26 protein-coding genes are annotated in these 20492 nt (G+C 72.6%); 12 read left to right on the forward strand and 14 right to left on the reverse strand.

The genetic code is table 11. The annotated features are described in order from the left end of the window. Positions 1 to 38: 38 nt before the first annotated feature. From DJ70_RS11880 to DJ70_RS11910, 7 genes are all read right to left on the reverse strand, one after another. Positions 39 to 311, reverse strand: a complete 273-nt coding sequence (locus DJ70_RS11880; RefSeq protein ID WP_094533270.1) for a DUF7314 family protein — start codon at positions 309 to 311, stop codon at positions 39 to 41. A gap of 4 nt (positions 312 to 315) precedes the next feature. Then, entirely contained in the window at positions 316 to 690 is a 375-nt protein-coding gene (locus DJ70_RS11885; protein WP_094533316.1) for a DUF7315 family membrane protein, read from the reverse strand. Between the two features lie 135 nt (positions 691 to 825). Continuing rightward, on the reverse strand, positions 826 to 1614 hold the full coding sequence (locus DJ70_RS11890) for a cytochrome B (RefSeq protein WP_094533272.1): 789 nt from the start codon (positions 1612 to 1614) through the stop codon (positions 826 to 828). 4 nt (positions 1615 to 1618) lie between these two features. Beyond that, complete coding sequence (locus DJ70_RS11895) at positions 1619 to 2428, reverse strand: cytochrome b (protein WP_094533274.1); 810 nt, start codon at positions 2426 to 2428, stop codon at positions 1619 to 1621. A 7-nt stretch (positions 2429 to 2435) separates the two neighbouring features. Further along, positions 2436 to 2825 carry a DUF7318 family protein gene (locus tag DJ70_RS11900; protein WP_094533276.1) on the reverse strand — a complete coding sequence of 130 codons (390 nt, stop codon included), beginning with the start codon at positions 2823 to 2825 and terminating at the stop codon, positions 2436 to 2438. Further along, entirely contained in the window at positions 2822 to 3472 is a 651-nt protein-coding gene (locus DJ70_RS11905; RefSeq protein WP_094533278.1) for a halocyanin domain-containing protein, read from the reverse strand. The genes DJ70_RS11900 and DJ70_RS11905 overlap by 4 nt, the downstream gene beginning before the upstream one ends. Before the next feature lie 97 nt (positions 3473 to 3569). Further along, positions 3570 to 4502: a DUF308 domain-containing protein gene (locus DJ70_RS11910; RefSeq protein ID WP_094533280.1), complete on the reverse strand. Its 933-nt coding sequence runs from the start codon at positions 4500 to 4502 to the stop codon at positions 3570 to 3572. 170 nt (positions 4503 to 4672) lie between these two features. Between DJ70_RS11910 and DJ70_RS11915 the strand changes: the two genes are divergently transcribed. The 7 genes from DJ70_RS11915 to DJ70_RS11945 all read left to right on the forward strand — a co-directional run bounded on the left by DJ70_RS11915 (position 4673) and on the right by DJ70_RS11945 (position 10403). Beyond that, positions 4673 to 5155, forward strand: a complete 483-nt coding sequence (locus tag DJ70_RS11915; protein ID WP_094533282.1) for a DUF7321 family protein — start codon at positions 4673 to 4675, stop codon at positions 5153 to 5155. A 139-nt stretch (positions 5156 to 5294) separates the two neighbouring features. Continuing rightward, on the forward strand, positions 5295 to 5915 hold the full coding sequence (locus DJ70_RS11920) for an HAD family hydrolase (RefSeq protein ID WP_094533284.1): 621 nt from the start codon (positions 5295 to 5297) through the stop codon (positions 5913 to 5915). Then, positions 5912 to 6868, forward strand: a complete 957-nt coding sequence (locus DJ70_RS11925; RefSeq protein ID WP_094533286.1) for a CobD/CbiB family cobalamin biosynthesis protein — start codon at positions 5912 to 5914, stop codon at positions 6866 to 6868. Before DJ70_RS11920 ends, DJ70_RS11925 begins: the two co-directional genes overlap by 4 nt. Positions 6869 to 6972: 104 nt before the next feature. Continuing rightward, positions 6973 to 7752: an adenosylcobinamide-GDP ribazoletransferase gene (gene cobS, locus DJ70_RS11930; protein WP_394338456.1), complete on the forward strand. Its 780-nt coding sequence runs from the start codon at positions 6973 to 6975 to the stop codon at positions 7750 to 7752. Beyond that, positions 7737 to 8411, forward strand: a complete 675-nt coding sequence (locus tag DJ70_RS11935) for an NTP transferase domain-containing protein (RefSeq protein WP_245810830.1) — start codon at positions 7737 to 7739, stop codon at positions 8409 to 8411. Before cobS ends, DJ70_RS11935 begins: the two co-directional genes overlap by 16 nt. Before the next feature lie 70 nt (positions 8412 to 8481). After that, positions 8482 to 9489, forward strand: coding sequence for a threonine-phosphate decarboxylase CobD (gene cobD, locus DJ70_RS11940; RefSeq protein WP_094533288.1), 1008 nt, complete (start codon positions 8482 to 8484; stop codon positions 9487 to 9489). Beyond that, positions 9486 to 10403 carry an adenosylcobinamide amidohydrolase gene (locus DJ70_RS11945; protein ID WP_094533290.1) on the forward strand — a complete coding sequence of 306 codons (918 nt, stop codon included), beginning with the start codon at positions 9486 to 9488 and terminating at the stop codon, positions 10401 to 10403. The genes cobD and DJ70_RS11945 overlap by 4 nt, the downstream gene beginning before the upstream one ends. 13 nt (positions 10404 to 10416) lie before the next feature. Here DJ70_RS11945 and DJ70_RS11950 read toward each other — a convergent pair whose 3' ends face one another. From DJ70_RS11950 to DJ70_RS11970, 5 genes are all read right to left on the reverse strand, one after another. Beyond that, positions 10417 to 12066, reverse strand: coding sequence for an ATP-binding protein (locus DJ70_RS11950; protein WP_094533292.1), 1650 nt, complete (start codon positions 12064 to 12066; stop codon positions 10417 to 10419). A 78-nt stretch (positions 12067 to 12144) separates the two neighbouring features. Next, positions 12145 to 13002, reverse strand: a complete 858-nt coding sequence (locus DJ70_RS11955) for an MBL fold metallo-hydrolase (RefSeq protein ID WP_094533294.1) — start codon at positions 13000 to 13002, stop codon at positions 12145 to 12147. Beyond that, complete coding sequence (locus tag DJ70_RS11960) at positions 13002 to 14834, reverse strand: radical SAM protein (protein WP_094533296.1); 1833 nt, start codon at positions 14832 to 14834, stop codon at positions 13002 to 13004. The genes DJ70_RS11955 and DJ70_RS11960 overlap by 1 nt, the downstream gene beginning before the upstream one ends. Positions 14835 to 14914: 80 nt before the next feature. Further along, positions 14915 to 15268, reverse strand: coding sequence for a type II toxin-antitoxin system PemK/MazF family toxin (locus tag DJ70_RS11965; protein WP_094533298.1), 354 nt, complete (start codon positions 15266 to 15268; stop codon positions 14915 to 14917). Then, positions 15265 to 15633, reverse strand: coding sequence for a TrmB family transcriptional regulator (locus DJ70_RS11970; RefSeq protein WP_094533300.1), 369 nt, complete (start codon positions 15631 to 15633; stop codon positions 15265 to 15267). Before DJ70_RS11970 ends, DJ70_RS11965 begins: the two co-directional genes overlap by 4 nt. A 109-nt stretch (positions 15634 to 15742) precedes the next feature. Between DJ70_RS11970 and DJ70_RS11975 the strand changes: the two genes are divergently transcribed. The 3 genes from DJ70_RS11975 to DJ70_RS11980 all read left to right on the forward strand — a co-directional run bounded on the left by DJ70_RS11975 (position 15743) and on the right by DJ70_RS11980 (position 16805). Further along, the gene (locus DJ70_RS11975; protein ID WP_094533302.1) at positions 15743 to 16126 is read left to right on the forward strand and encodes a hypothetical protein; all 384 of its coding nucleotides are present in this window, start codon (positions 15743 to 15745) and stop codon (positions 16124 to 16126) included. 81 nt (positions 16127 to 16207) lie between these two features. Beyond that, complete coding sequence (locus DJ70_RS17460; RefSeq protein ID WP_179234049.1) at positions 16208 to 16363, forward strand: DUF7559 family protein; 156 nt, start codon at positions 16208 to 16210, stop codon at positions 16361 to 16363. A gap of 4 nt (positions 16364 to 16367) precedes the next feature. Next, on the forward strand, positions 16368 to 16805 hold the full coding sequence (locus DJ70_RS11980) for an Hsp20/alpha crystallin family protein (protein WP_094533304.1): 438 nt from the start codon (positions 16368 to 16370) through the stop codon (positions 16803 to 16805). Here the strand turns inward: DJ70_RS11980 and DJ70_RS11985 are convergent, their stop codons facing one another. Both DJ70_RS11985 and DJ70_RS11990 read right to left on the reverse strand, forming a co-directional pair. Further along, the gene (locus DJ70_RS11985) at positions 16806 to 18008 is read right to left on the reverse strand and encodes an NAD(P)/FAD-dependent oxidoreductase (protein ID WP_094533306.1); all 1203 of its coding nucleotides are present in this window, start codon (positions 18006 to 18008) and stop codon (positions 16806 to 16808) included. 51 nt (positions 18009 to 18059) lie between these two features. After that, positions 18060 to 18875 carry a DUF7388 family protein gene (locus tag DJ70_RS11990; protein WP_094533308.1) on the reverse strand — a complete coding sequence of 272 codons (816 nt, stop codon included), beginning with the start codon at positions 18873 to 18875 and terminating at the stop codon, positions 18060 to 18062. A gap of 274 nt (positions 18876 to 19149) precedes the next feature. Between DJ70_RS11990 and DJ70_RS11995 the strand changes: the two genes are divergently transcribed. Together DJ70_RS11995 and DJ70_RS12000 are read left to right on the forward strand one after the other, a co-directional pair. Then, positions 19150 to 20175: a glutathione S-transferase family protein gene (locus tag DJ70_RS11995; RefSeq protein ID WP_094533310.1), complete on the forward strand. Its 1026-nt coding sequence runs from the start codon at positions 19150 to 19152 to the stop codon at positions 20173 to 20175. 57 nt (positions 20176 to 20232) lie between these two features. Next, a partial coding sequence (locus DJ70_RS12000) for a hypothetical protein (RefSeq protein WP_094533312.1) occupies positions 20233 to 20492 on the forward strand: 260 nt, incomplete at its 3' end.

Below are 20492 nucleotides of genomic sequence, written 5' to 3' on the forward strand. Positions count from 1 at the left end.
CGCTCCCGCGGGACGGAGGACGAGCGAGAAGCAGGTCGTCAGTTCGCGGCGTCGTCGCCGATGCTGCCGCGCAGCTCCCGGCTGATCGGGATGAGGATCCAGAAGGTGAGCGGGCCGAGGATCATCAGCCAGTAGAGCACGTCGCCGACGAGGACGCCGATCTCGCCGTACACCGTGTTGACGCCCTCCGGCGCGTTCACCAGCTGAACGACCTCGTAGTACGAGGGGGTCCGGTACCACGCGCCGAAGGTGATCCAGCCGAGGCCCCCGAGAGCGAACAGGGCCAGCCCCTTCATGAACTCGTCTGCCATTGTATCACCCTTCGTTGGAGTCCTCTTGAGGCTTTCCCATTCCTTGAGCCCGGAACCGCGTCCCGAGGACGTACACCGCCGTTCCGAGCAGGATGGAGCCGACGCCGCCGATGGCGAGAAGCGCCGTCAGCGTGTCCGCCGCGAGCCCGACCCCGACGCTCTCGAGCGCGAAGACGATGAGCCGGCGAACGACGCTCACCTGGATGGTCGCGGCGTCGACGAGGACGAACCCGATCAGGTACGTCACCACGGCCGCAAGCGTCGACAGCGCGGTGACGGTCTTGTACAGCCGGAGCGGAACGACCACCTCGCGGCCGTTCGGCCCGACCCGCGGCCCGACCGGCTCGTTCCGCGGGTCCGACTCGTCGTCGACGGCGATCGGGTCGCCGGTGTCGTCGACCGCCTGCCGCTCGACACCCCCGCCGGGCTCGTCGCGGTCGTCGGTCTCGGTGCGGTCGACGGCGTCGTCTGTGTCGGACATGGAAACGAGAACGGGAACGGTGGTCTTCGGCCGTTACTTCGGCGGGCGCAGCATGTAGTACCGACGGTTGAGGTCGTACATGTACCCCTCCCGCATCGTCTTCAGGACTGCGTAGGTGATGATCCCGCAGAGCACCGGCAGCAGGAACGTCAGCGTGATGAGCAGGTCGAGCCCGAACGGGAAGAAGTTCTGGATGGCGAGCGCGGCGAGCGTGAGCGAGAGCACGACGCCGGTCACGCCGACGGCCGCCCAGAACGGCTCCTCGACCGGGCGCCGGGCGCTCCCCTTGTTGAGGAACGGCACGAGCCCGATGGCGCCGAAGACGATGCCGTGCGCGATGATCCCGAGGAACTCGTTGCCGAGCAGGATGTTCCCGTCGAGCACCGCGAGCTGGGGGTTCAGCGGGTTGAGCTTCAACAGCCCGAACGACCAGTAGAGGTACCAGTCCGGCAGGATGATCGCCGGCGTCGAGCCGGGGTTGGCCGGGTGGCCGAAGTGCGGCGGCATCAGCGCCGCGATGAAGATCAGGATTCCGACGAAGAAGCTCGTGATCGCGAGGTTGCGGATCGTCTCGTGGGGCCACGCGGGAAAGCCGAGCACGTCGCGCTCGACGTACGTCGACTCGGTACGCAGGTCCTCGTCCTCGCGGCGGGACCGCTCGAAGTACTGGTAGGTGAGCTGGGCGAGCCCCTGGGAGTGCTCCTTGCGCTCGCTCCAGGTCGGGGTCTCGTCGTCCGGCGGCACCGTCGCCGGCGGCCCCCCGTCGGTGCGCGCTTCCTCGTCGGTTCCGCCGTCCGTCATGGCTTGGTTGTCGTCGGTCATTGGCTTAGTGCGGCTCCGCGATCCCCTGCACCCAGACGATGCCGACGTGGAGCGCGATGAGCGACGTCACCACGAACGGCAACACGAAGACGTGCAGGATGTACATTCTCACGAGCGTCGCCTGTCCGAGGGTGAACCCGCCGAACAACAGCTGTGCCGCCCACTCCCCCACGATCGGGGTCGCGAGCGCCATCTCGACGCCGATCTGTGCCGCCCAGAAGGACAGCTGCTTCCACGGGAGGACGTACCCGGAGAACCCGAAGAAGAGGGTCAACCCGATCAACACGACCCCGAGGATCCAGTTGACCTCGCGGGGCTCCTTGTACGCGCCCGTGAAGTAGACGCGGAGCATGTGGAGGAACACCGCGGCGACCATGAACTGGGCCGCCCAGCTGTGGATCGACCGGAGCATGAACCCGAACTGGACGTCCTTGAGGATCAGGACGACGGAGTCGTACGCGGCGGTCGGGTCACCCTGCGCGGCGGCGCCCGCGGTCGACGGGGAGTAGTAGAAGCCCAACATCGCGCCCGAGACCGCCGCGACGAGGTAGGCGATGATGGACAGGGACCCGAGCGAGTACAGCGGGTACCAGTACCAGAACTTGTTGTCGAGGTCGTACTGCTCGGTGTGGCTCTTCGGCATCTGGAGGTTCGCGCGGTAGTACATCGTCTCCAGCAGCTCGAGGTAGTCGACGATGCGAAGCCGCTTGTCGACCCAGATGAGCGTGGTGAGGAACGCGGTCTCGATGACCGTCAGGTCCTGTTTTTTGAGCCACGCGTTGTGGTCCATCTCGTCGGTCTTTTTGAGGCTCATTGATTGATCACTTCTTGTAGTACGGGTACACCGCCCGCTTGACGGTCTCCCAGGCGTCGCCGGTCTCCAGTTCCACGCCGTCCTTGTCCTCCTCCCGGACGTAGAGGTCCTCCCACTTCCGACGGCGTTTCTTGACGATCATCACGTCGGGGAGGAACTCCTTCCGGTACAACAGGAGTATGAACGCGAGATCCAAAAAGATCAGTGCCAACAGCGCGCCCATGAACATGTTTCCGGCCTCCGTCGACGCCCACGTGAACATCAGGCCGTAGACGAAGAGGAAGACGAACACGACCTCGATGATCGTGAGGAGGACGATCGCGATGGCGGCCGCGGTGCTCTCTCTGGCGGGCTCGTAGCGGTGGATGTCGCCGTAGGAGGAGCCGCTCGAACTCATCGTCCCCCTCCGTGGCCCGTGTGTGCGGACTCGCCGTACTTCAGCATGTAGAAGGTGAACACGAACGTGAGCACGATCCCGAGGCCGGCGGAGACGCCGACCCAGTGGGCGTGGATCGGCATGCCGACGTCCGCGATGTCCTCGGGCCACCCGGTGTTCCCGCCGCCGCCGCCAGCCTCGACCGTCGGGACGTCTCCCCCGACGGCGAGGCCGGCGTGCATGCCGACCGCGGTGTGGGGGACGCAGTGGTAGTGGGTGATGCCGGCGTCCTCCTCGCTGGTCTCGTACTCGTAGGTGTACCCCTCCTCGCCGACGGCGTCGCCGCTGTCGAGGGAGGCCGGCCCGCCGCCCTCGACGGTCTGGACGTTGTGTGCACCTCCGGCTCCCGTCCACTCCCAGGTGATCGTCGTCCCCGGATCCACCCAGACCTGGGTCGGATCGAACGCGAGGCCGCTGTCGCCCGCGCCGACCGAGATCGTGACCGAGTCCTGGCCCCTGGCGTCCAGGTACGACCCCACGTTCCCGTTCGTGGCGCTCGGCCAGTCCGGTTGCACCTCCTGTGCGGCGGCCGTTCCCGTCGCCCCGGCCGAGGCTGCGACCGCGGCGGTCGTGCCGCCGGCCGTTCGCACGAATTCCCGCCTTTTCATACAGGCTCACTCAGGACGGAGTGCGCTTAAACCCACCGACTATCTTCGATCGGTGGGCGGATAGTAAGAGGGGTTGAAACCCTCGAATTCGGCAGTTTCACCGATCGTCGCTCTCCTCGCTCAGCGCCTCCCCGTCGACCGGGACGAACTCCGGTCGCTCCTCGGCCTCCCGGAGCGCGCGAAGCCGGTCGCGGTACTCCTCGGAGCGGAACCGATCCGAGAGCCGCGCGTTGGCGACCATCGCGAACAGGAAGAGCCCGACGAGAAGGAACACGATCCCCATCGCGGGGCCGACGATGCTCCCCAGGTCCATGAGGAACGACGCGGCGAGGAGGGCGACGCCCGCGATCACCTGAACCGCCGCGACGATCTGGATGATCAGGTTGCCGAACTCGCCGGACCCCTCGGGAACCGTGTCGGGGTGCGGAAGCGACCAGTCCTCGGGCGGGTCGGCCACGTCGTACTCCTCCATCGCCGCGAGCGCGACGAGCGGCTCCACGTCCCGGAGCACCGTTCCGCGGCCGCTCACCTCGCCGCTCGGCCGGACGATCGCGTACCCCTCGTCGGAGTAGACGAGCACCCGCTCCTCGCCGTCCTCGCGGACGCGCTCTAGGAGGCCGAACACCTCGCGGCGGGCGATCCGCGACTTGAGCTCCGACTCGACGCGGTCGAGCAGCCTGGATCCGGTGATCCACGTGTCGGGATCGAAGGCGGCGTCCCACTCCTCGGCGCTCATCCGGGCCATGTCGGCGGGGCCGAAGTCGTCGAAGTCGTACTCGGCGTCGACCCGCTCGCGGAGCTCGGCGAGCTCGTCGTCCGCGTCGGAGCCGTCGCTCGGGTCGGTCCGGTCGGCGGCTGCCCCGTCTTCGGGTCCGGACTCCCGGCCGGCGTCAGGGTCGTCGGTCCCGTCTCGCGGGGCGTCGACGTCCGGACCGTCGGGGGTCTCGCGGGCCTCCCTCCCGCGCGTCCCGTCCTCGACGGCCTCCCCGTCTCGACCGTCCGGATCCGACCGCGTCGAGGTGTCCTCCATCGCCCGGACGTACGCGCTCGCGAGGGTAACTCTTTTTCCTCCGGCGGCGGCCCCCCCGCCCGGTTCGTCGCGGGGACGACGCCGACGCGCTCCGGACCGGACCGGACCGCCCGCGGATCGAGCCGCCCGCGGATCGGGGAGTTTTACGCGCCCGAGACCCAACGAGGGTCATGGTCGACGAGTCGGTCATCGCGGTGGCGGCCGGGCTGTCCGTGACGGCGAGCCTTCCGTTCCTCCTGTACGGCGCGTGGATCATGATCGACGCCGAGGTGGTGACGTGGAACGTGTTGACACACCACCTCCGGTACATCCTCGTCGGGCTCCTGTTGACGACCGTGCCGGTCGCGACCTGGATGGTCCCGCGGATCCTCGGCCAGCTGTCGGGCGGCGCGGTGATCCACGCCTTCTTCGGGCTTCAGGCGTACGCGCTGTTGACGTTCGCGCTCACCGGGATCGTCCGGATATTCCAGGCCAAGCGGGAGGCGGACGCCTACGAGGACCCCGACGTCGACATCGACGAGATCCACGAGGACATGGGCCACTGGCGGAGCCGGCTCCGCGTCGGCGTCGCCGGGTTCATGATCCTCTGGCTCTGCGCGTGGCTCTCCGGACTCTACCGGTTCTACAACCTCCACTTCGCACAGCTGGTGTAGTCGAGGCCCGTGCCCGCCGGGGGATCCCTCCCCGACCATCGGGGAGTGAATCTCCTCCGACCGCCGGGCCCGCCGTCGGCTCCCGCGAACCGTGACCCGACCGACAGGTTCAATCCCGGTTTGGCCCTAAGGGGGTATCGTGGCAGTTACCTTCGATCTCTTCGGCACGCTCGTCGACGTCGAGTATCCGACGGACCCGGCCGAGGTCGTCGCGCGCGAGCTCGAGTCGCGGGACGTCGCCGTTCCGGACGACTGGCACGTCGCGTACGGCGAGCGACACGTCGACGCCCCGGCGGGCGCGGAGACGCCCCTTCCGGCGCACGTGGCCGCGGCCCTCGACTCCCGCGGCGTCGACGCGCCCGACAACGTCGTCCGACACGCCGTCGTCGCCGCCTTCGACCCCGACGTCACGCGTCGCGAGAACGCGCTCGAGGCGGTCCGGGCGGCGGCCGAGCGCGGCCCGGTCGGGATCTATTCGAACTGTGCGGTCCCGGAGCTCGTCCCGCGAACGCTGATACGCGCGGGGCTTCGCGGGGAGTTCGACGCGGTGACGACGAGCGTCGGCTGCGGCTGGCGGAAGCCGCACGCGAAGGCGTTCGAGGCCGCGGCCGAGGCGCTCGGCGTCGCGCCGTCCGCGCTGGTCCACGTCGGGGACGACCCGGCGACGGACGGCGGGATCGTCGACGTCGGCGGGCGCTTCCTCGACGTGACGGAGATCCCCCTCGAGGCGGTCGGCGGCGAGCTGGAGGCCGAGCCGTGACGCTCGCGGCGGCCGGCGCGCTCGCGCTCGCCGCCGCCCTCGACCGGACCCTCTCGGAGCCGCCCGCCCGCCTCCACCCCGTCGCGTGGCTCGGCCGCGGCGTCGCCGCGCTCGACGCCCGTCTCCCCGACGCTCCCGCCGTCGGCGTCGGGTTCGCGGCCGTCCTCCCCGTCGCCTTCGCCGCCCTCCTCGCCGCGCCCGTCGCCGCGGCCGGCGTGATCTCCCCCGCTCCCGCTTTCGCCGCCGCGGCCGCGAGCCTCGTCCTCTTCGCCTGCTCCAGCCACCGGATGCTCCTCGCGGTCGCGCGCGACGTGATCGACCTCGCCGACCGCGACCTCGACGCGGCGCGCCGCGAGCTTCGCGCGCTCGCGGGCCGGGACGCGACGGAGCTTTCGGCCGACCACGTCCGGTCCGCCGCCGTCGAGAGCGCGGCGGAGAACCTCGCCGACGGCCTGATCGCGCCGCTTCTCGGCTTCGTCGCCGGGGCCGCGGTCGGCGCGGTCGCGGGGCTCCCGCCGGCGGGCGGACTCGCCGTCGCCGCCGGCGCGGCCGCCTGGGTCAAGGGCGTCAACACGCTCGACTCGATGCTCGGGTACCGCGACCGGCGGGCCGGCCGGGCGCCCGCGCGGCTCGACGACGCCGTCATGTGGCTCCCGGCGCGGGCGACCGCGCTCCTGATCCTCGCGGCCGGCGGGGGGCGGGCCGCGACTGAATCCGCCTCGGGCCTCCGGCGGACTCGGTCGGCGGCTCGCGTCCCCGACTCGCCGAACTCCGGCTGGCCCATGGGGTCGCTCGCGGCGGTCCTCGGCGTGCGGCTTGCGAAGCCGGAGACGTACACGCTCCTCCCGGCGGAGGAGCTTCCCACCGCGTCGGAGGCGCGGACCGGCGTGGAGGTCGTCTCGCGGGCCGGCTGGCTCGGGATCGGCGTCGCGGGGGTGTCGCTGGCGCTGTGACGGGGAGCGACGGCGATGTCGGCCGCGACCGGCCCGACGGTGACGACTCCGCCGACTCCGCCGACTCCGCCGACGTCGCCGCCGGCGACCCTGCTGGCGCCGCGCTGCCGCCCCGCCCGATCCCCGCGTTGCGGGGCGCGTTCACGTTTCTGACGCGGGTGCCGGTTCCGGGAGCCGCCCCCGCGGACTGGCACGCGTTCCGGCGGTCCCCCTGGACGTTCCCGGCGGTCGGCGCGGTCGTCGGCGCGGTCGCGGGGTTCGCCTTCCTCGCGCCCTCCCCGTGGACCGCCGCGGCGGCCTACCTCCTCGCGATCTACCTGCTCACCGGGGTCACCCACGCTGACGGGCTCGCGGACCTCGGCGACGCGATCGCCGCACACGACCCCGACCGGCGGCTCGCCGTCCTGAAGGACGCCGACCTCGGCGTGGGCGGCGCGCTCGCGCTCGCGGTCACGCTGCTCGCGACGACCCTCGGCGTGCTCGCGCTCGCGACCGGGTTCGCCGGCGGCGGCGTGCTCGTCGGGGGCGCCGCGTTCCGGATCGTCCTCGCGGCCGAGGTCGGCGCGAAGGCGGGGATGGCGACGCTCGCCTGCCTCGGGACGCCCGCCCACGAGGGGTTGGGGTCGGCGGTCGTCGGCGAGGTCGGCCCCCGGTCGCTGGTGCCGGTCGCGGCCGTGTCGGTGCCCGTCCTGCTCGCGGCCCCGCCCGGCGCGCTCCCCTCGCTCGCGGCGGCGCTGCTCGCGGGACCGGCCGTCGCCCTTCTCCTCCTCGTCCGGGTGCGTCCCTGGCTCGGCGGGGCGAGCGGCGACGTGCTCGGCGCGGCGAACGAACTCGGGCGCGCGGTCGCCCTCCACGCGGGGGTGATGGCGTGGGCGATCGCGTGAGCGACGTCGGGCCGGGAACCGGCCTCCCGGCCGTCCTCCTCTGTGGCGGGCGCGGGACGCGACTCGGCGGCGACGCGGAGAAGCCGCTGGTCGAGGTCGGCGGGCGGCCGATGGTCGCGCGCGTCCTCGACGCGCTGGCAGCCGCGCGGATCGCCCGCGTCGTCGCCGTCGCGTCGCCACACGCGCCGGACACCCGCCGCGCGCTCCGGGGCGAACTCGCCGAGGAGGCGGGGGTTCCGTGTGCCGTCCTCGACGGGGGCGGGGAGGGATACGTCGCCGACCTCGGGGTCGGCCTCTCGGCGGTCGACGGCCCGGCCGTCACCGTCGCGGCCGACCTCCCGCTGCTCCGCGGTCGCGACGTGGACGACGCCGTCGACGCGGCGGTCCCCTCGACGGAGGGGCCGTCGCCCGGAGGCGCCGCCCCCGACGACCCCGTCCGGTCGGTGACGGTCTGCGTGCCGGCCGCGTACAAGCGCGAGCTCGGCGCCAGCGTCGACTCGTCGGTCGACCACGCGGGAACGCCCGTCGAGCCGACCGGGCTGAACGTCGTGGGCGACGGCCCGGACCGGACCGTCGTCCGCGAGCGGGACTCCCTCGCGGTCAACGTCAACCGACCGAGCGACCTCACGCTCGCCCGCCGGATCGTCGACGATCGATAGGCTCGGGACGGATTCCTCGGGATCACGAGTTCGGAGAGGGATTTTTGGCCTTCGCGCTTGGATCGGTACCATGGACGTAGAGGCGTTGGACGACGTCGGTCGGGTGCCCCACGGGGGGGCCACGGACCCCGGCGTGATCGACTTCAGCGCGAACACGAACCCGGAGACGCCTCCGGGCGTGACGGCCGTATACGACTCGGCGCTCTCGGCCTCGGCGAGGTATCCGGCGGACGACTACGCGGCCTTCCGCGCCGCCGCCGCCGACTACGTCGGCTGTGCCCCCGCCGAGGTGATCCCGACGTCGGGCGCGATGGCCGGGATGCGGCTGCTGTTCGCGGTCGCGCTCGACGACGGGGACTCCGCCGTCGTCCCCGAGCCCTCCTTCGGCGAGTACGCCCGCGAGATTCGCCTCCAGGGCGGCCGGCCGGTGCCGGCCGCCCACGACGCGATCCTCGACGTCGACCCGACGGACCACGCGCTCGTCGTCGTCTGTACGCCGAACAACCCGACCGGAGAGCTCGCCGATCGCGACGACCTTCTCGAGTTCGCCGTGCGCTGTCGGGCGGCCGGAACGACGCTGTTCGTCGACGAGGCGTTCCTCGATTTCACCCCCCAGCGGTCGCTCGCCGGCGAGCCGGGCGTCGTCGTCGCGCGCTCGCTCACGAAGGTGTTCGGGCTCCCCGGCCTGCGCGCCGGCTTCCTCGTCGCGACGGGGACGCTCCGCGACCGGCTCGACCGCGGGCGGCTCCCGTGGGGGCTGTCGACGCCGGCGGCCGCGGTCGGCACCCACTGTCTCCGTCGAACCGGCTTCGTCGAGCGAACGCGCGAGCGCGTCGCCGTCGAGCGCGCTCGCGTCCGCGACCGCCTCGAGGCCCGGTGGGAGGTGTACCCCTCCGACGCGCCGTTCCTCCTCTTCGATACGGGGGACGACGACCCCGACGCCGTGCTCGCGGCCGCCAGGGAGCGGGGGATCGTCCTGCGGGACGCGCGGTCGTTCCCGCGGCTCGACGACCACCTGCGGACGGCGATCCGTCGGCCACGGGAGAACGACCGCCTCCTCGACGCGCTCGGCGTATGAGTCCCCCTCCGCACGCGTTCCGCGCCGAGGTCGCCGACGGCGTCTGTCGGTTCCGGCGGCCACGCGGCCCGACGCGCTTCCTCTCGACCGGGTTCGACGGCGGGGTCCGGGTCGCCGACGCCGCCCACAACGTGACCGTCACGGAGGGGTGGGACGACGCGGAGCGCCGCGACCTCCGCGAGTACGCCGACGGCCGGGTCCGGGACGCCGGCTTCGAGGCGGGAGGCGGCGGGGCGAGCGGCGATCGTCCCGTCGCTCCCGCGCTGCTGACCGGGGTCGACCAGCGACACGCCCGGATCGCGCGACTCGACGGAGCGACCGTGGTCGCCACCGCGGGCGTCTCGAACCCGGCCGCGCTGCCCGTCACGGGCGTGGCTGGCGACACCGTCGACGACCGGTCCGCCGGCGTCGACGCCGGTACCGCCGGCGACACTACCGGCCGAAACGACGTCGCCGGGGACGACGCCGGCGACGACGCGCCCCCGCCCGGCACCGTCAACCTCCTCGTCGGCACGGCGCGGGCGCTCGAGCCCGGCGCGCTCGCGAACCTCGTCGCGGTCGCCGCCGAGGCGAAGGCGGCGACGCTGCTCGCGACGGTCGGGTTCCCCGGCACGACGAGCGACGCGATCGTCGTCGGCTGCCCGGCCGACGCCGGTTCGGGAGGTCCGGCGGCCGACGACCGGGAGCCGGCCGCCTTCTCCGGCGCCGCCACCGCCGTCGGGTCGGCGGTCCGCGCGTGCGTCCGAGACGCGGTCCGCGCCTCGCTCGCCTCGCGGTACGGAACCGACCTCGGGGACGCGCCGGCGTCGGTCGCGGACGCCGAGTACGGCGTCCTGACCGACCGGGCGGCACGCGTCTCGACTCCGGCCGCCCGAGACCCGGCCGCCGGGGGGACGGCGTCGCCCGATCGGTAGGGGTCGACGACCGTCAGGAACCGATCGATCGCTCGGAGTCGGCGTCGGTCGACCGTGGGGCTTCCCCGGTCGACCGCGAGGCGTCGTCGGTCACGGTCGACGACGCGTTCCCGCCGAACCGTCCCCCGAGGAGGACGTAGCCGACGCCGAGGGCTACCCCCCAGACCGCGTGCGAGACGAGGCCGCTCCAGGGGAGGTTCGGAAGCGGCGCCGGGACCCCGACGGTCCGGAGCCACAACGGCATGATCAGCCCCGCGGCGGCCAGCCAGAGGACGATCCCCCACGCGAGGCCGGCGGCCGCCGTCCGGGCCGGCGAGCCGATCCGGCCGCGGAGCGTCGAGGTCGACGCCCCGGCGACGAAGAGCAACGCGAACACGACGCTGTGGAACTGGTGGGTCACCCAGCCGATGGCGGCGCTCTCGGCGCCGTAGAGCGCGCCGATCACCGGAAGCACGCCGCCGCTCGACAGCCAGAACACGCCGCCCATCACGGCTCCCGCACCGATCCCGGCCACGGCGGCCCGTCGGAGATCGGGATACGGGACGCCGACCGCCGCCACCGCGGCGTCGGCGCTCGCCCGCGGGAGCCGCACCGAGACGCGGGTGTCCTCCCCGTTCGTCACGCGGACCCGGCCGTCGTACTCGCCGACGAGCAGGGAGACCGCCTGGAGGGCGAACCCGCTCGTCGGGTCGTCGTACTCCGGAAACGCGCCCCGCTCGAGCACGTCCCGCCGCCGTTCGGAGAGCGGCTCCCCGTCGTCGACGACCGTCACCGCGGCGTCGTGTCGCTCGGCGGTCCCCTCGATCCGAACGCGCTCGGCGCCGCGGACGTCGACCGCGTGCTCGACGAGCCGCTCGAACACGACGGAGAGCCGGTCGTCGGCGTCGGCGTCGACGCCCGCCGCGTCCCCGAGGTCGACCTCGACGGCCGCGTCGACGGCCTCGCCGTGGGCGTCCCGCGTCGCCGCCGTCGAGACGGCGGCCTCGACCGCCGACCCGAGTCGAACCGGCACCGCGTCGCGCTCCTCGGCGATGGTTCCGACCCCGTGTATCGTCGACTCGATCCGGGCGGCGCTCCGCCGGATCGCGTCGACGGAGCGGCTCCCGTCCCCGCTCTCGTCCCGCTCCCGGAGCAGCTCGGCGTGGCCGTCGACGATCGACGCCGCGTTCAACACCTCGTGGCGCAGGAGCCGGTTGATGAACCGAGCCCGGTTCGCGCCGCGCCCGATCGCCTCCCGCCGCCGCCGGAGCGTGGCCTTCCGGTGGCCGTTGACCATCCCGCCGACCGCGCCGGCCAGCAGGACGTTCGCGGCGAGCAGCTGGGTTCCGATCGCCGAGCCGATCATCCCGACCCCGGTCGCCGCGACCGTGACCGCGAGCGCGGCGATCATCACGCCCACGCCGAGCAGACAGCCGCGGGCGACGTCGGCGACGTACGCCGCGTCGAACGCGCCGACCGCGAGGGCGACGCCCGCGACGCTCACGGCGAGGCCGACGACGAGCGATCCGGCGGTGGCGACGACGGCCAGCGGGCCGCCGGAGAGCATGACCGCCTCGGCGACGAAGAGGCGGGTGACCGCGAACCCGACCCCCGCGACGAGGAGCCCGCCGTACCGGCCGGAAAGCGGCGGTCGCCCGTCACGGTCGGCGGCTCCCCGAGTCATGTCCGATCCGTTCCGGCCGGCCGACATAAGTGCGGCGTCGGGGGCGGCCTCTCGGCCGTTCGTCGCGCTCGACCCTCGTTAGCCGTCGTTCCACGACGCGTCGACCCGGCCCTCGGCGACCAGCCTCGCCACGTGGGCGCGGACCGTCGCCCGTGCGAGGTCCTCGACGCCGGACAGGTCCTGGTCGTAGGCCGCCTCGAGCACCGCGTCCACGTCGCTCGCGCCGGCCTCGACCGCCGCGAGCACCCGCCGTTCGCGGGCGAGGCGGTGCTCGATCAGCCGCTCGCAGGCCGCGGCCGGGTCGTCGATCGCGGGCCCGTGTCCGGGGTGGAGGCGGGAGAAGCCCCGGTCCCGGACCCGCTCCAGGCTCGCGAGGTACTCGCGGACGTCGCCCTCGGGCGCGCCCACGACCACGCTCCCCTCGGCGACGGCGAGGTCGCCGACGATCGCCTCGGCAGCGGGTTCCTCGTCGGCGACCTCAGCTTCGACCGCGAACGCGACGTGGTCGGGGGCGTGTCCGGGCGTCTCGAGCGCGCGGACGCCGGTCGTCCCGATCGCGTCGCCGTCGCGGAACGTCGCGTCCGGGTCGACGCCGGTCGCGTCGCGGAACCGCTCGACGTGGTCCGCGTGCGCGTGGACGGTCGCGCCCGTCCGGGCCGCGTAGTCGCCGATCGCGCCGACGTGGTCCGGGTGCGTGTGGGTGACGGCGATCGCCTCGATCCCGGCTCCGGCGTCGTCGTCCGCCGGCGACCCGTGTTCCGCCACGGCCGCGTCCAACGCCGCCGTTCGGGCCGCGGGGTCGACGAGGAGCCCGTCGACGAGGTACGCGTTCGTCGTCCCCGTCGCGGCACGGGTGTCGACGGGGACCTCGACGCGGCCGACCGCGGGTGGCGATCCGGACTCGTCCGCGTCCGACCGATCCATCGAGTCCCCCATCAGTCCCCCCGACCGAGCGGCGACCTGGCGTCCGGACCGGGACCGGAGCCGGCGCGGTCGCGGCCGGGGATCGGGACGCGCGTGTCGCCGGCGACCGCGAACCGCGAGAGGTCGGCGACGCCGGCGTCGACGTCCGCGACCGTCTCGTACGGCCGGCCGACGACGACGTCGCCGGCGGTGTTCCGGGTGATACCGGGGATCGTGGTCAGCTCGTCCATCGAGGCCGCGTTGACGTCGAGCGGGTACGGGACGCCCGTCACGGAGCGGTAGCCGTGGTCGGTGACCGCCACGTCGATCGCGGTGCCCAGCTCGCGCTCGCCGGGGACGGCGACGAGCAGCGCGTAGGTGCCGAGCTGGCGGCCGAACGTCCTGCCGTCCTGGTGGTACTCGAGGTGGACGTCGGGAAGGACGGTGCCGGGCGGGACCACCCGGTCGAGCATCGGGTTGTCGATCGTCTCGCGAACCTCGCGTTTGTACGCCTGGAAGCGGTCCCTGTGCTCCTTCGCGATCTCCGCGCCGGTCTCGGCCATCTCCGTGCCCGCGAACGCCATCACCTGTCGGACGTTGATCCGGCGGAGCATGAGCCCCTCGTCGTAGACCGACTGGAGGAACCGCTTGTTGTGCTCGTACGTCTCCGGACGTTCGCCCGCGAGCCCGTGGACGAGGTTGATTCCGGGGAGCAGTTTCGGGAGCCGCGGCGAGGCGTCGGGGCCGGTCGAGGGGCCGTAGCGGCGGTCGGGGTCCGGCCCCGCGACGCCGCCGGGGTCGCCGGCGACGGGATCGCCCGGCCGCCAGCCGCCCTCCTCGTTGACGACGCGGACCGCCTCCAGACACTCCTCCGCGGTGACGAGCAGGTTGTTCTCCTCCTGGACGACCGGGTCGGCGGACTCGAGCCCGAACGCCGCCGTGTCGCCCGGCGTGTTGTGCTCGGCGATGACCCGGATCGCCTCGCGGGAGGCCTCGGGGTAGTCGGTGATCGTCACCGGGTTCATGTTGTCGAGGTGGAGCGTCTCGAGATCGGGCGCGACCTCGCGGATCCCGCCGTACAGCTCCCGGAGCGCGTCGGGGTTCGGGGCCTCGCCGTCGCCGCCGAACGCGAGGATGTCGGCCTGTCGACCCAGCCGGAAGTGCTTGACGCCCCACTCCGAGAGCGCGTCCACCTCGTCGACGACGGAGCGCGCCTCCCGGAACGACGGGTTGCCGTACAGCGGCTCCGTACAGAACGAACAGCGGTACGCGCAGCCGCGGGAGGTCTCCATCTCGCAGATGAGGTAGTCGGGGTGGTTGGGGTGGTGTTCGACGACGAACGCGCCCCTCGCCGCCCACCGGTCCACCTCCGCGTTGTCGCGCATCCGGTCGTTGAACCCCTCGAGCCCGTTCGCGACGAGGTCGTGGGCGGCGGCCTCCACGTCCCCCTTGGCGACGAAGTCGTAGTCGAGGTCGTCGCGCTCCGTCTCCTGTGCGCCGGCGTTCTCCTCGCCGACGCCGAAGCGGACCGGGCCGCCGAGCAGCGTGACGCCGTCGGCGGTCCACCCCAGCTCGCGCACCTCGTCCGGCTCGGCGGGCGTGCCGCCGACGTAGCTGCCGGGGACGGTCATCCCGCCGACGTAGACGAACAGGTCCGCGTCCGCGACGTCGGCGTGTTTGCTCCGGTCCTCGCGGAGTTCGTCGATGGTGTGGTAGGTGATCCGCCCCTCGGGAACGCCCGCGTCGACGAGCGCGCCGGCCGTGTACCGCGGGTACGTCGAGACGTACGGCGGCACCCCGAAGTGCGCCGGCTCGTCGACGTAGCCGTCGACGACGGTGACGGAGAGGTCGGCCGGATCGGTCATGGTGGAGGCCCGTACTCGGCCGAGAGGGAAAACGCGTGCGGAACGGTGGGGACCACGACGTGTACGCTCGCCTATCCCGGCTACAGATACGTCGAAAGCATATCGACCGCTTGATCGAGCGGTTCGTCCTCGATCCGACAGACGTAGGCCGTCATCAGCTTCGGGCCGAGTGACGCCACCGCGTGGGGAACTATCGAACTGTCTCGCGGCGCGCGCCGGTGGCGGTACTGGTCCGATCCGATCGGAATTCGCTCATCGTACCACGTCCTCGTCGTCAGTCCCATGACGACGTATTGTCGCTTATCGAAGGGATGTCGTTCCGTGTTGACGACAACCCACGGCCGGGTCGCGTCGTCCTCCGGTTTGAACGGATCGGGTGCGAGAACCACGTGACCTCGCTCGAGGTCGTCGAAGGCGGGCTCCGAACCGCTCACTCGTCTTCACCGTTCTCGTCGCTCTTCGCGTCCCCCTCCCGCGCCGCGGCCAACCACTCCTTCCGGCTCTCCGGTCCGAGTTCGTCGTCGAGGAAGCCCGCCGTCGAGCCGAACGTCGTCGCCTCCCGGACCACATCGAGGTCGCCGATGGCCCAGTACGGTTCCCGATGCCGGACCAGATCCCGCTCGGCGAGTCGGTTCAACACCGGATGGATCGAGTTCTCGCTGACTTCGGTTGCTTCCGCGATCTCGGCCGCCTTGTACGCCTTATCCCGGTTGCGGATCAGAAATCGAACGACCCGCTCCGCGTTCGTCTCCCGATCGTTCGGGTCGTGAGAGTCGAACTCGTCGATTCCGATGGGCATACTCGTTGATCGGCAGTCTTCGAACATAAATGTACGTCTGTATCTTTGTATCTGTGCTCACGATCCTTCGCCCGACCGTTTATGACCGATCGAGGAGAACCGGTCGCGTATGTCCCCCCGCCGCGCGACCCTCCTCACGTACGGCTCCGTCGGCCTCCTGGCCGCCTTGAGCGCCGCTCGGCTCCTCGAGGCCGGCGGAGTTCCGTGGGTCGTCCTCCTCGCCGTCGCGGTCGCGAGCGCGCTCGTCGTCGGTCCGGCGGCGTGGCTCGCCCGCGACCGGCTCCCCGAGGACCGCCGGGAGACGCTCGGGACCGTCGGGATCGTCCTCGCGCTGCTCGCGTTCCCGGTGTGGCTGGGCGGCTCGCTCGCGTTCGGGATCCCGCTGCGCCGGTGGCTCGACGTCCTCCTGGTCGGCGTCGCGGTCGGGACGGCCCTCGTCGTCCTCGCCGAGTACACGGTCGTCCCCGAGCGACTGCGCGGGTTCGGCGTCTGAGCCGGCGCGGCCGAACTCGGTCCGCTGCTCTCGTCGCCGCCGCCACGCCGTTTAAGCCGTCCCCGGTCCAACGATCGGGCAATGCCATCGACGATGGAGGTCAAATGCGAGCGCGACGACTGCGAACTCGACATGTTCGAGAACCACTACACCTACGACGTGCCCGACGACCACGCCGTGGCGGACCTGACGTGCCCGTACTGCGGCGGGAGCGACCTGTCCGAGATCGAGGTGTGACCCCGTGACCCGCATCGTCGACACCGGCCGCTCGGTCCTCCGGCAGGCGCTCGAGCGCGTCGGCCGCGGCTGGAGCCGGATGCAGGAGCGCCGGCCCCTCTCCTCGGACCTCCTCGAGAGCGAGGACGCCTACCTCGTCGTCTTCGACGCGCCCGGCGTGACCGGCGAGGACGTGGACGTGACGTTCCTCGACCGGACGGTCGAGGTCCGGCTCGACCGCTTCCGCGACTTCTACGACGGGTTCGACGTGGTGTTCCCCGGCCGCGGGCTCACCCTCTCCGGCAGCGCCGAGCTCCCCGCGGACGCCGACGTGACGCCCCACGGCGCGAACGCGACGCTCACCCGAAACGGCACGCTGCGGGTCGAGATCCCGAAGGACGGCGCGGCCGAGTCGCTCGACGTGGTCGAGGAGGGCGACGCGGAGGAGGGCGACGACTCGTAGCTACCGGTTGCTGACCGACATTCCCTCCTCGATCTCGAACGTCTCGTCGCCCTCGAACCGCCCCGGATCGAACGCCTCGATCCACGGCGAGTCGGGGTCGTCGACCGCCGCGCCCGACAGCGACGCGAGCACGCCCTCGGCGAGGACCTCCCCCGTCGCCGGCGCGCGCATGAACCCGTGTCCCTGCCAGCCGGCGGCGACGAAGACGTCCTCCGCGACCGGCCCCAGGATCGGGTCGCCGTCGGGCGTGGCCGTACACAACCCGGCCCACGCGCGCTCCACCTCGGGGTCGTGGTCGGCGCGCTCGCGGAGCGTCCCCGAGACGTTCTCGACGAACCAGTCGTCGCCCTCGGGGTCGTACGCGTCGGGGTCCGCCTCGAACGGCTCGGTGCCGTCGCCGGCCAACAGCCCGATCGGGTGCGGTCGGAAGTAGACGCCGGCGGTCGCGTCGTACGTCATCGGCCCGTCGTAGGCGACCCGGCTCGTCAGCGCCTGGACGCGGTACGGCTTCACCGGAACCGCGATCCCGCCGCCCTCGAGGAACCGCTCGGTGTGCGCGCCGACCGCGACGACGACCGCGTCGAACGCCCGCTCGGTCCCGTCGACGCGGAGCGTCGCGTCGGCGTCCGCGACGAGTTCGACCTTCGTGTCCGTCTCGACGGTCACGCCCTCCCGCGCCGCGCGCTCGCCGAGCGCGACGACGTAGCTGCCGGGGTCGGCCCAGCCCGCGCCCTCGCCGACGGCCGCGATCGCGAGGTCGTCCGTCCGGAGCGGGAACCGCTCGCCGAGCTCCTCGGGGTCGAGAACGGCGACGTCGCGGCCGTGATCGCGCATGCGGTCGACCATCTCCGGGACCGCCTCGGCGTCCTCGTCGCCCTCGCGGACGGCGATGACGTACGGGCACGGCGAGAAGTCGAAGCCGGACAGCGCCCGGTCGAACTCGCGGAACCGCTCCATCGCGCGGGCGCCGACCGCGGCGTCGACGTCCTCGGCGTAGGCGTCGTAGAGCACGCCGGCCGCCCGCCCGGACGCGCCGCTCGCGAGGTCGTCCCGCTCGAAGAGCGTCACCGTCGCGCCCCGCTCGGCGAGGTCGTGTGCGGCGGTGACGCCGACCGCGCCGCCGCCGACGACCGCCACGGACGCGGACGTCGTCTCGGTGGCATCCGAAGGCTCCACACCGTTCGATGGGTTCGAGTCTGCCATGGACGGCTCTTCTCGAAGCGGCGATAAAAACGGTCCGGCGGCGGGCGATCCCTACGACAGGAACTCGTCGATCCCGCGGGCGGGGTAGCCGACGACGCGGTCGACGCCGACGTCCCGGAGTTCGTCGACGCGCTCGCGGACCGTCTCCGGCGAGCCGACGAGCGCGAAGTCGCGCGCGGCCGCGGAGAGCACCTCGCGGGTCCGGCCCGTGGCGGTCGCGTCCGTCGCGGGGCTCCCGTCGTCCGAGTCGTCCCCGTCGGGGAGCGCGCGGGCGACCGGCCGTCGCCGGGAGACGTACGCGCCGACCGCCTCGAGGACCGCGTCCTCGTCGTCGGTCAGCACGGTCGGGGCGTAGACGGCGATCTCGCCGTCGAAGCCGGCGGCGCGGAGCGCCCGCGCGTCCCGCTCGGTCGACCGCGAGAGCAGCTCGTACTGCGTCCCGCCGGCCGCGAGCGCGAGCCGCTCGACGCCCTCGGTCCCGATCCACGCGTCCGGCGCGGCCGTCCGGGCGGCCCCGAACCGCGGGGCGATCGCCCGCGACGCCTCCGACTCGTCGAGGTACGCGCCGTGGCCGGCGACGAGCAGCCGTCGCGCCCGGTCGGGAACCCGGTCGAGCAGCGAGTCGTCGCCGAGCGGGTCGAACCCGTCCGCGCGGACTGGCGTGGTGACGTACAGCGACTTCTCGGCGGCGATCGCCTCGAGCGTCGCGGCGTCCGGGAAGTGCTCGCGGCCCTCGTAGTCGATCGCCACGCGGTCGACCGGGAGGTCGACCGCCCGAGCGACGTCGCACTCGGCCGGCTTCAACGCCGCCGCGTCGATCCCGGCGCGGACCATCGGGTTCGCGTCGCTCTCGCTGCCGGTCAACATCCCTGTACACCCCACGTCGATCGGCGAGCGGCCGCCGCTCGCGCTGAACTGTCCGTGCTCACGTAGAACTCCTCGTTACGATCGCGGAACGCGATCCATCGCCTGTGCGGCCATGACGATGGAGCATACCGCGCCGCCCCGGTTAAAGCCGTCGGCATGCGGCAGCGGTCGTGGACGCGCCGGGATCGCCAGCGCCACCCGGTCGTGGTCCGGCGCCGCCCGGTGACGTGCGCGTCCCCGCCCCGGTTATGGGCCTCGAGCCCGTCGTGGGCGTATGAACCAGCTCGTCGACGGCGAGTGGCGGACCGACGCGTACGAATCCACCGACGAGGACGGGGCCTTCCAGCGCGGCGAGACGACGTTCCGGAGCTGGATCGCCGGCAGCGACGTGCCCGAGGGCGTCGACGCCGAGCCCGACGAGCGATTCCAGCCGGAGGCCGGACGGTACCACCTGTACGTCTCGTACGCCTGTCCGTGGGCCCACCGCACGCTGCTGGCGCGGTCGCTGCTCGGCCTGGAGGACGCCATCGGCGTCAGCGTCGTCGACCCGTGGCGCGGCGAGGACGGCTGGCGGTTCACGCCCGAGAAGGCGGGGTGTACGCCCGACCGCCTCCACGGCAGCGACTACCTCCGGGAGCTGTACGTCGCGGCCGACCCCGACGCGACCTGCCGGGTGACCGTGCCCGTCCTCTGGGACACGGCGGCGGAGACGATCGTCAACAACGAGTCCCGCGAGGTCCTCCGCATGCTGACGACGGCCTTCGACGACCTCGGCAACGACGTCTCGCTGCTCCCCGACGACGCCGAGACGCGCGACCGGGTGGACGAGGTGATCACCGAGATCTACGAGCCCGTCAACAACGGCGTCTACCGCGCCGGCTTCGCGACCTCACAGGAGGCGTACGACGACGCCGTCGACGACCTCTTCGGCGCGCTCGACCGCTGGGACGAGCACCTCGCGGACCGGCGGTACCTCGTCGGCGACTCCCTGACGGAGGCGGACCTCTGTCTGTTCACCACCCTGGTCCGGTTCGACCAGGTGTACCACACGCACTTCATGTGTAACCGCCAGTACGTCCACCAGTACGAGCACCTCTGGCCGTACCTGCGCGACCTCTATCAGACGCCGGGCGTCGCCGACACGGTGAACATGGACCACATCAAGGAACACTACTACACCACCCATCCGGACGTGACGCCCTCGGGGATCATCGCGTGCGGCCCCGACCTCGACTTCGAGGCCCCCCACGACCGCGACCGCCTCGCCGGGTCGCCGCCGACGCCCCGCGCCGACGACTGAGCGGCCCGCCGGATCGCGACCGCCACGCTCTTCTCTCCCGGCTCCCGAGACCCGCACATGGGCCCGGTTCTCCTCCAGTTCGCGACGGCCCGGTCCGTGCTCCACTACGGCGCGGTGTACGGGATCGTCCTCGCGGTCGCGGTCTGGATCTACCGGGACGCGAAGGCGCGCGGCAGCGACCGGGCGCTGGCGTGGTTCCTCGCGACGCTCGTGTTCACCATTCTGCCGGTGCTCGCGTACATGTACCTCCACCGCGACGCGGGACCGACGGGGCCGCCGGCGGAGCCGTCGGTCCCGCGTCGCGGTGGAGGTACATG

The organism is Halorubrum halodurans (assembly GCF_002252985.1).
Taxonomy (GTDB): Archaea; Halobacteriota; Halobacteria; order Halobacteriales; family Haloferacaceae; genus Halorubrum; species Halorubrum halodurans.

Coding starts and splice junctions, on each gene's coding strand:
- DJ70_RS17460 (WP_179234049.1), top strand. CDS start 16,208: ATGCCATCGACGATGGAGGTCAAATGCGAGCGCGACGACTGCGAACTC.
- DJ70_RS11990 (WP_094533308.1), bottom strand. CDS start 18,875: ATGTTGACCGGCAGCGAGAGCGACGCGAACCCGATGGTCCGCGCCGGG.
- DJ70_RS11910 (WP_094533280.1), bottom strand. CDS start 4,502: ATGGAGGACACCTCGACGCGGTCGGATCCGGACGGTCGAGACGGGGAG.
- DJ70_RS11985 (WP_094533306.1), bottom strand. CDS start 18,008: ATGGCAGACTCGAACCCATCGAACGGTGTGGAGCCTTCGGATGCCACC.
- DJ70_RS11995 (WP_094533310.1), top strand. CDS start 19,150: ATGAACCAGCTCGTCGACGGCGAGTGGCGGACCGACGCGTACGAATCC.
- DJ70_RS11895 (WP_094533274.1), bottom strand. CDS start 2,428: ATGAGCCTCAAAAAGACCGACGAGATGGACCACAACGCGTGGCTCAAA.
- DJ70_RS11900 (WP_094533276.1), bottom strand. CDS start 2,825: ATGAGTTCGAGCGGCTCCTCCTACGGCGACATCCACCGCTACGAGCCC.
- DJ70_RS11960 (WP_094533296.1), bottom strand. CDS start 14,834: ATGACCGATCCGGCCGACCTCTCCGTCACCGTCGTCGACGGCTACGTC.
- DJ70_RS11880 (WP_094533270.1), bottom strand. CDS start 311: ATGGCAGACGAGTTCATGAAGGGGCTGGCCCTGTTCGCTCTCGGGGGC.
- DJ70_RS11915 (WP_094533282.1), top strand. CDS start 4,673: ATGGTCGACGAGTCGGTCATCGCGGTGGCGGCCGGGCTGTCCGTGACG.
- DJ70_RS11890 (WP_094533272.1), bottom strand. CDS start 1,614: ATGACCGACGACAACCAAGCCATGACGGACGGCGGAACCGACGAGGAA.
- cobD (WP_094533288.1), top strand. CDS start 8,482: ATGGACGTAGAGGCGTTGGACGACGTCGGTCGGGTGCCCCACGGGGGG.
- DJ70_RS11970 (WP_094533300.1), bottom strand. CDS start 15,633: ATGCCCATCGGAATCGACGAGTTCGACTCTCACGACCCGAACGATCGG.
- DJ70_RS11975 (WP_094533302.1), top strand. CDS start 15,743: ATGTCCCCCCGCCGCGCGACCCTCCTCACGTACGGCTCCGTCGGCCTC.
- DJ70_RS11905 (WP_094533278.1), bottom strand. CDS start 3,472: ATGAAAAGGCGGGAATTCGTGCGAACGGCCGGCGGCACGACCGCCGCG.
- DJ70_RS11950 (WP_094533292.1), bottom strand. CDS start 12,066: ATGACTCGGGGAGCCGCCGACCGTGACGGGCGACCGCCGCTTTCCGGC.
- DJ70_RS11945 (WP_094533290.1), top strand. CDS start 9,486: ATGAGTCCCCCTCCGCACGCGTTCCGCGCCGAGGTCGCCGACGGCGTC.
- DJ70_RS11955 (WP_094533294.1), bottom strand. CDS start 13,002: ATGGGGGACTCGATGGATCGGTCGGACGCGGACGAGTCCGGATCGCCA.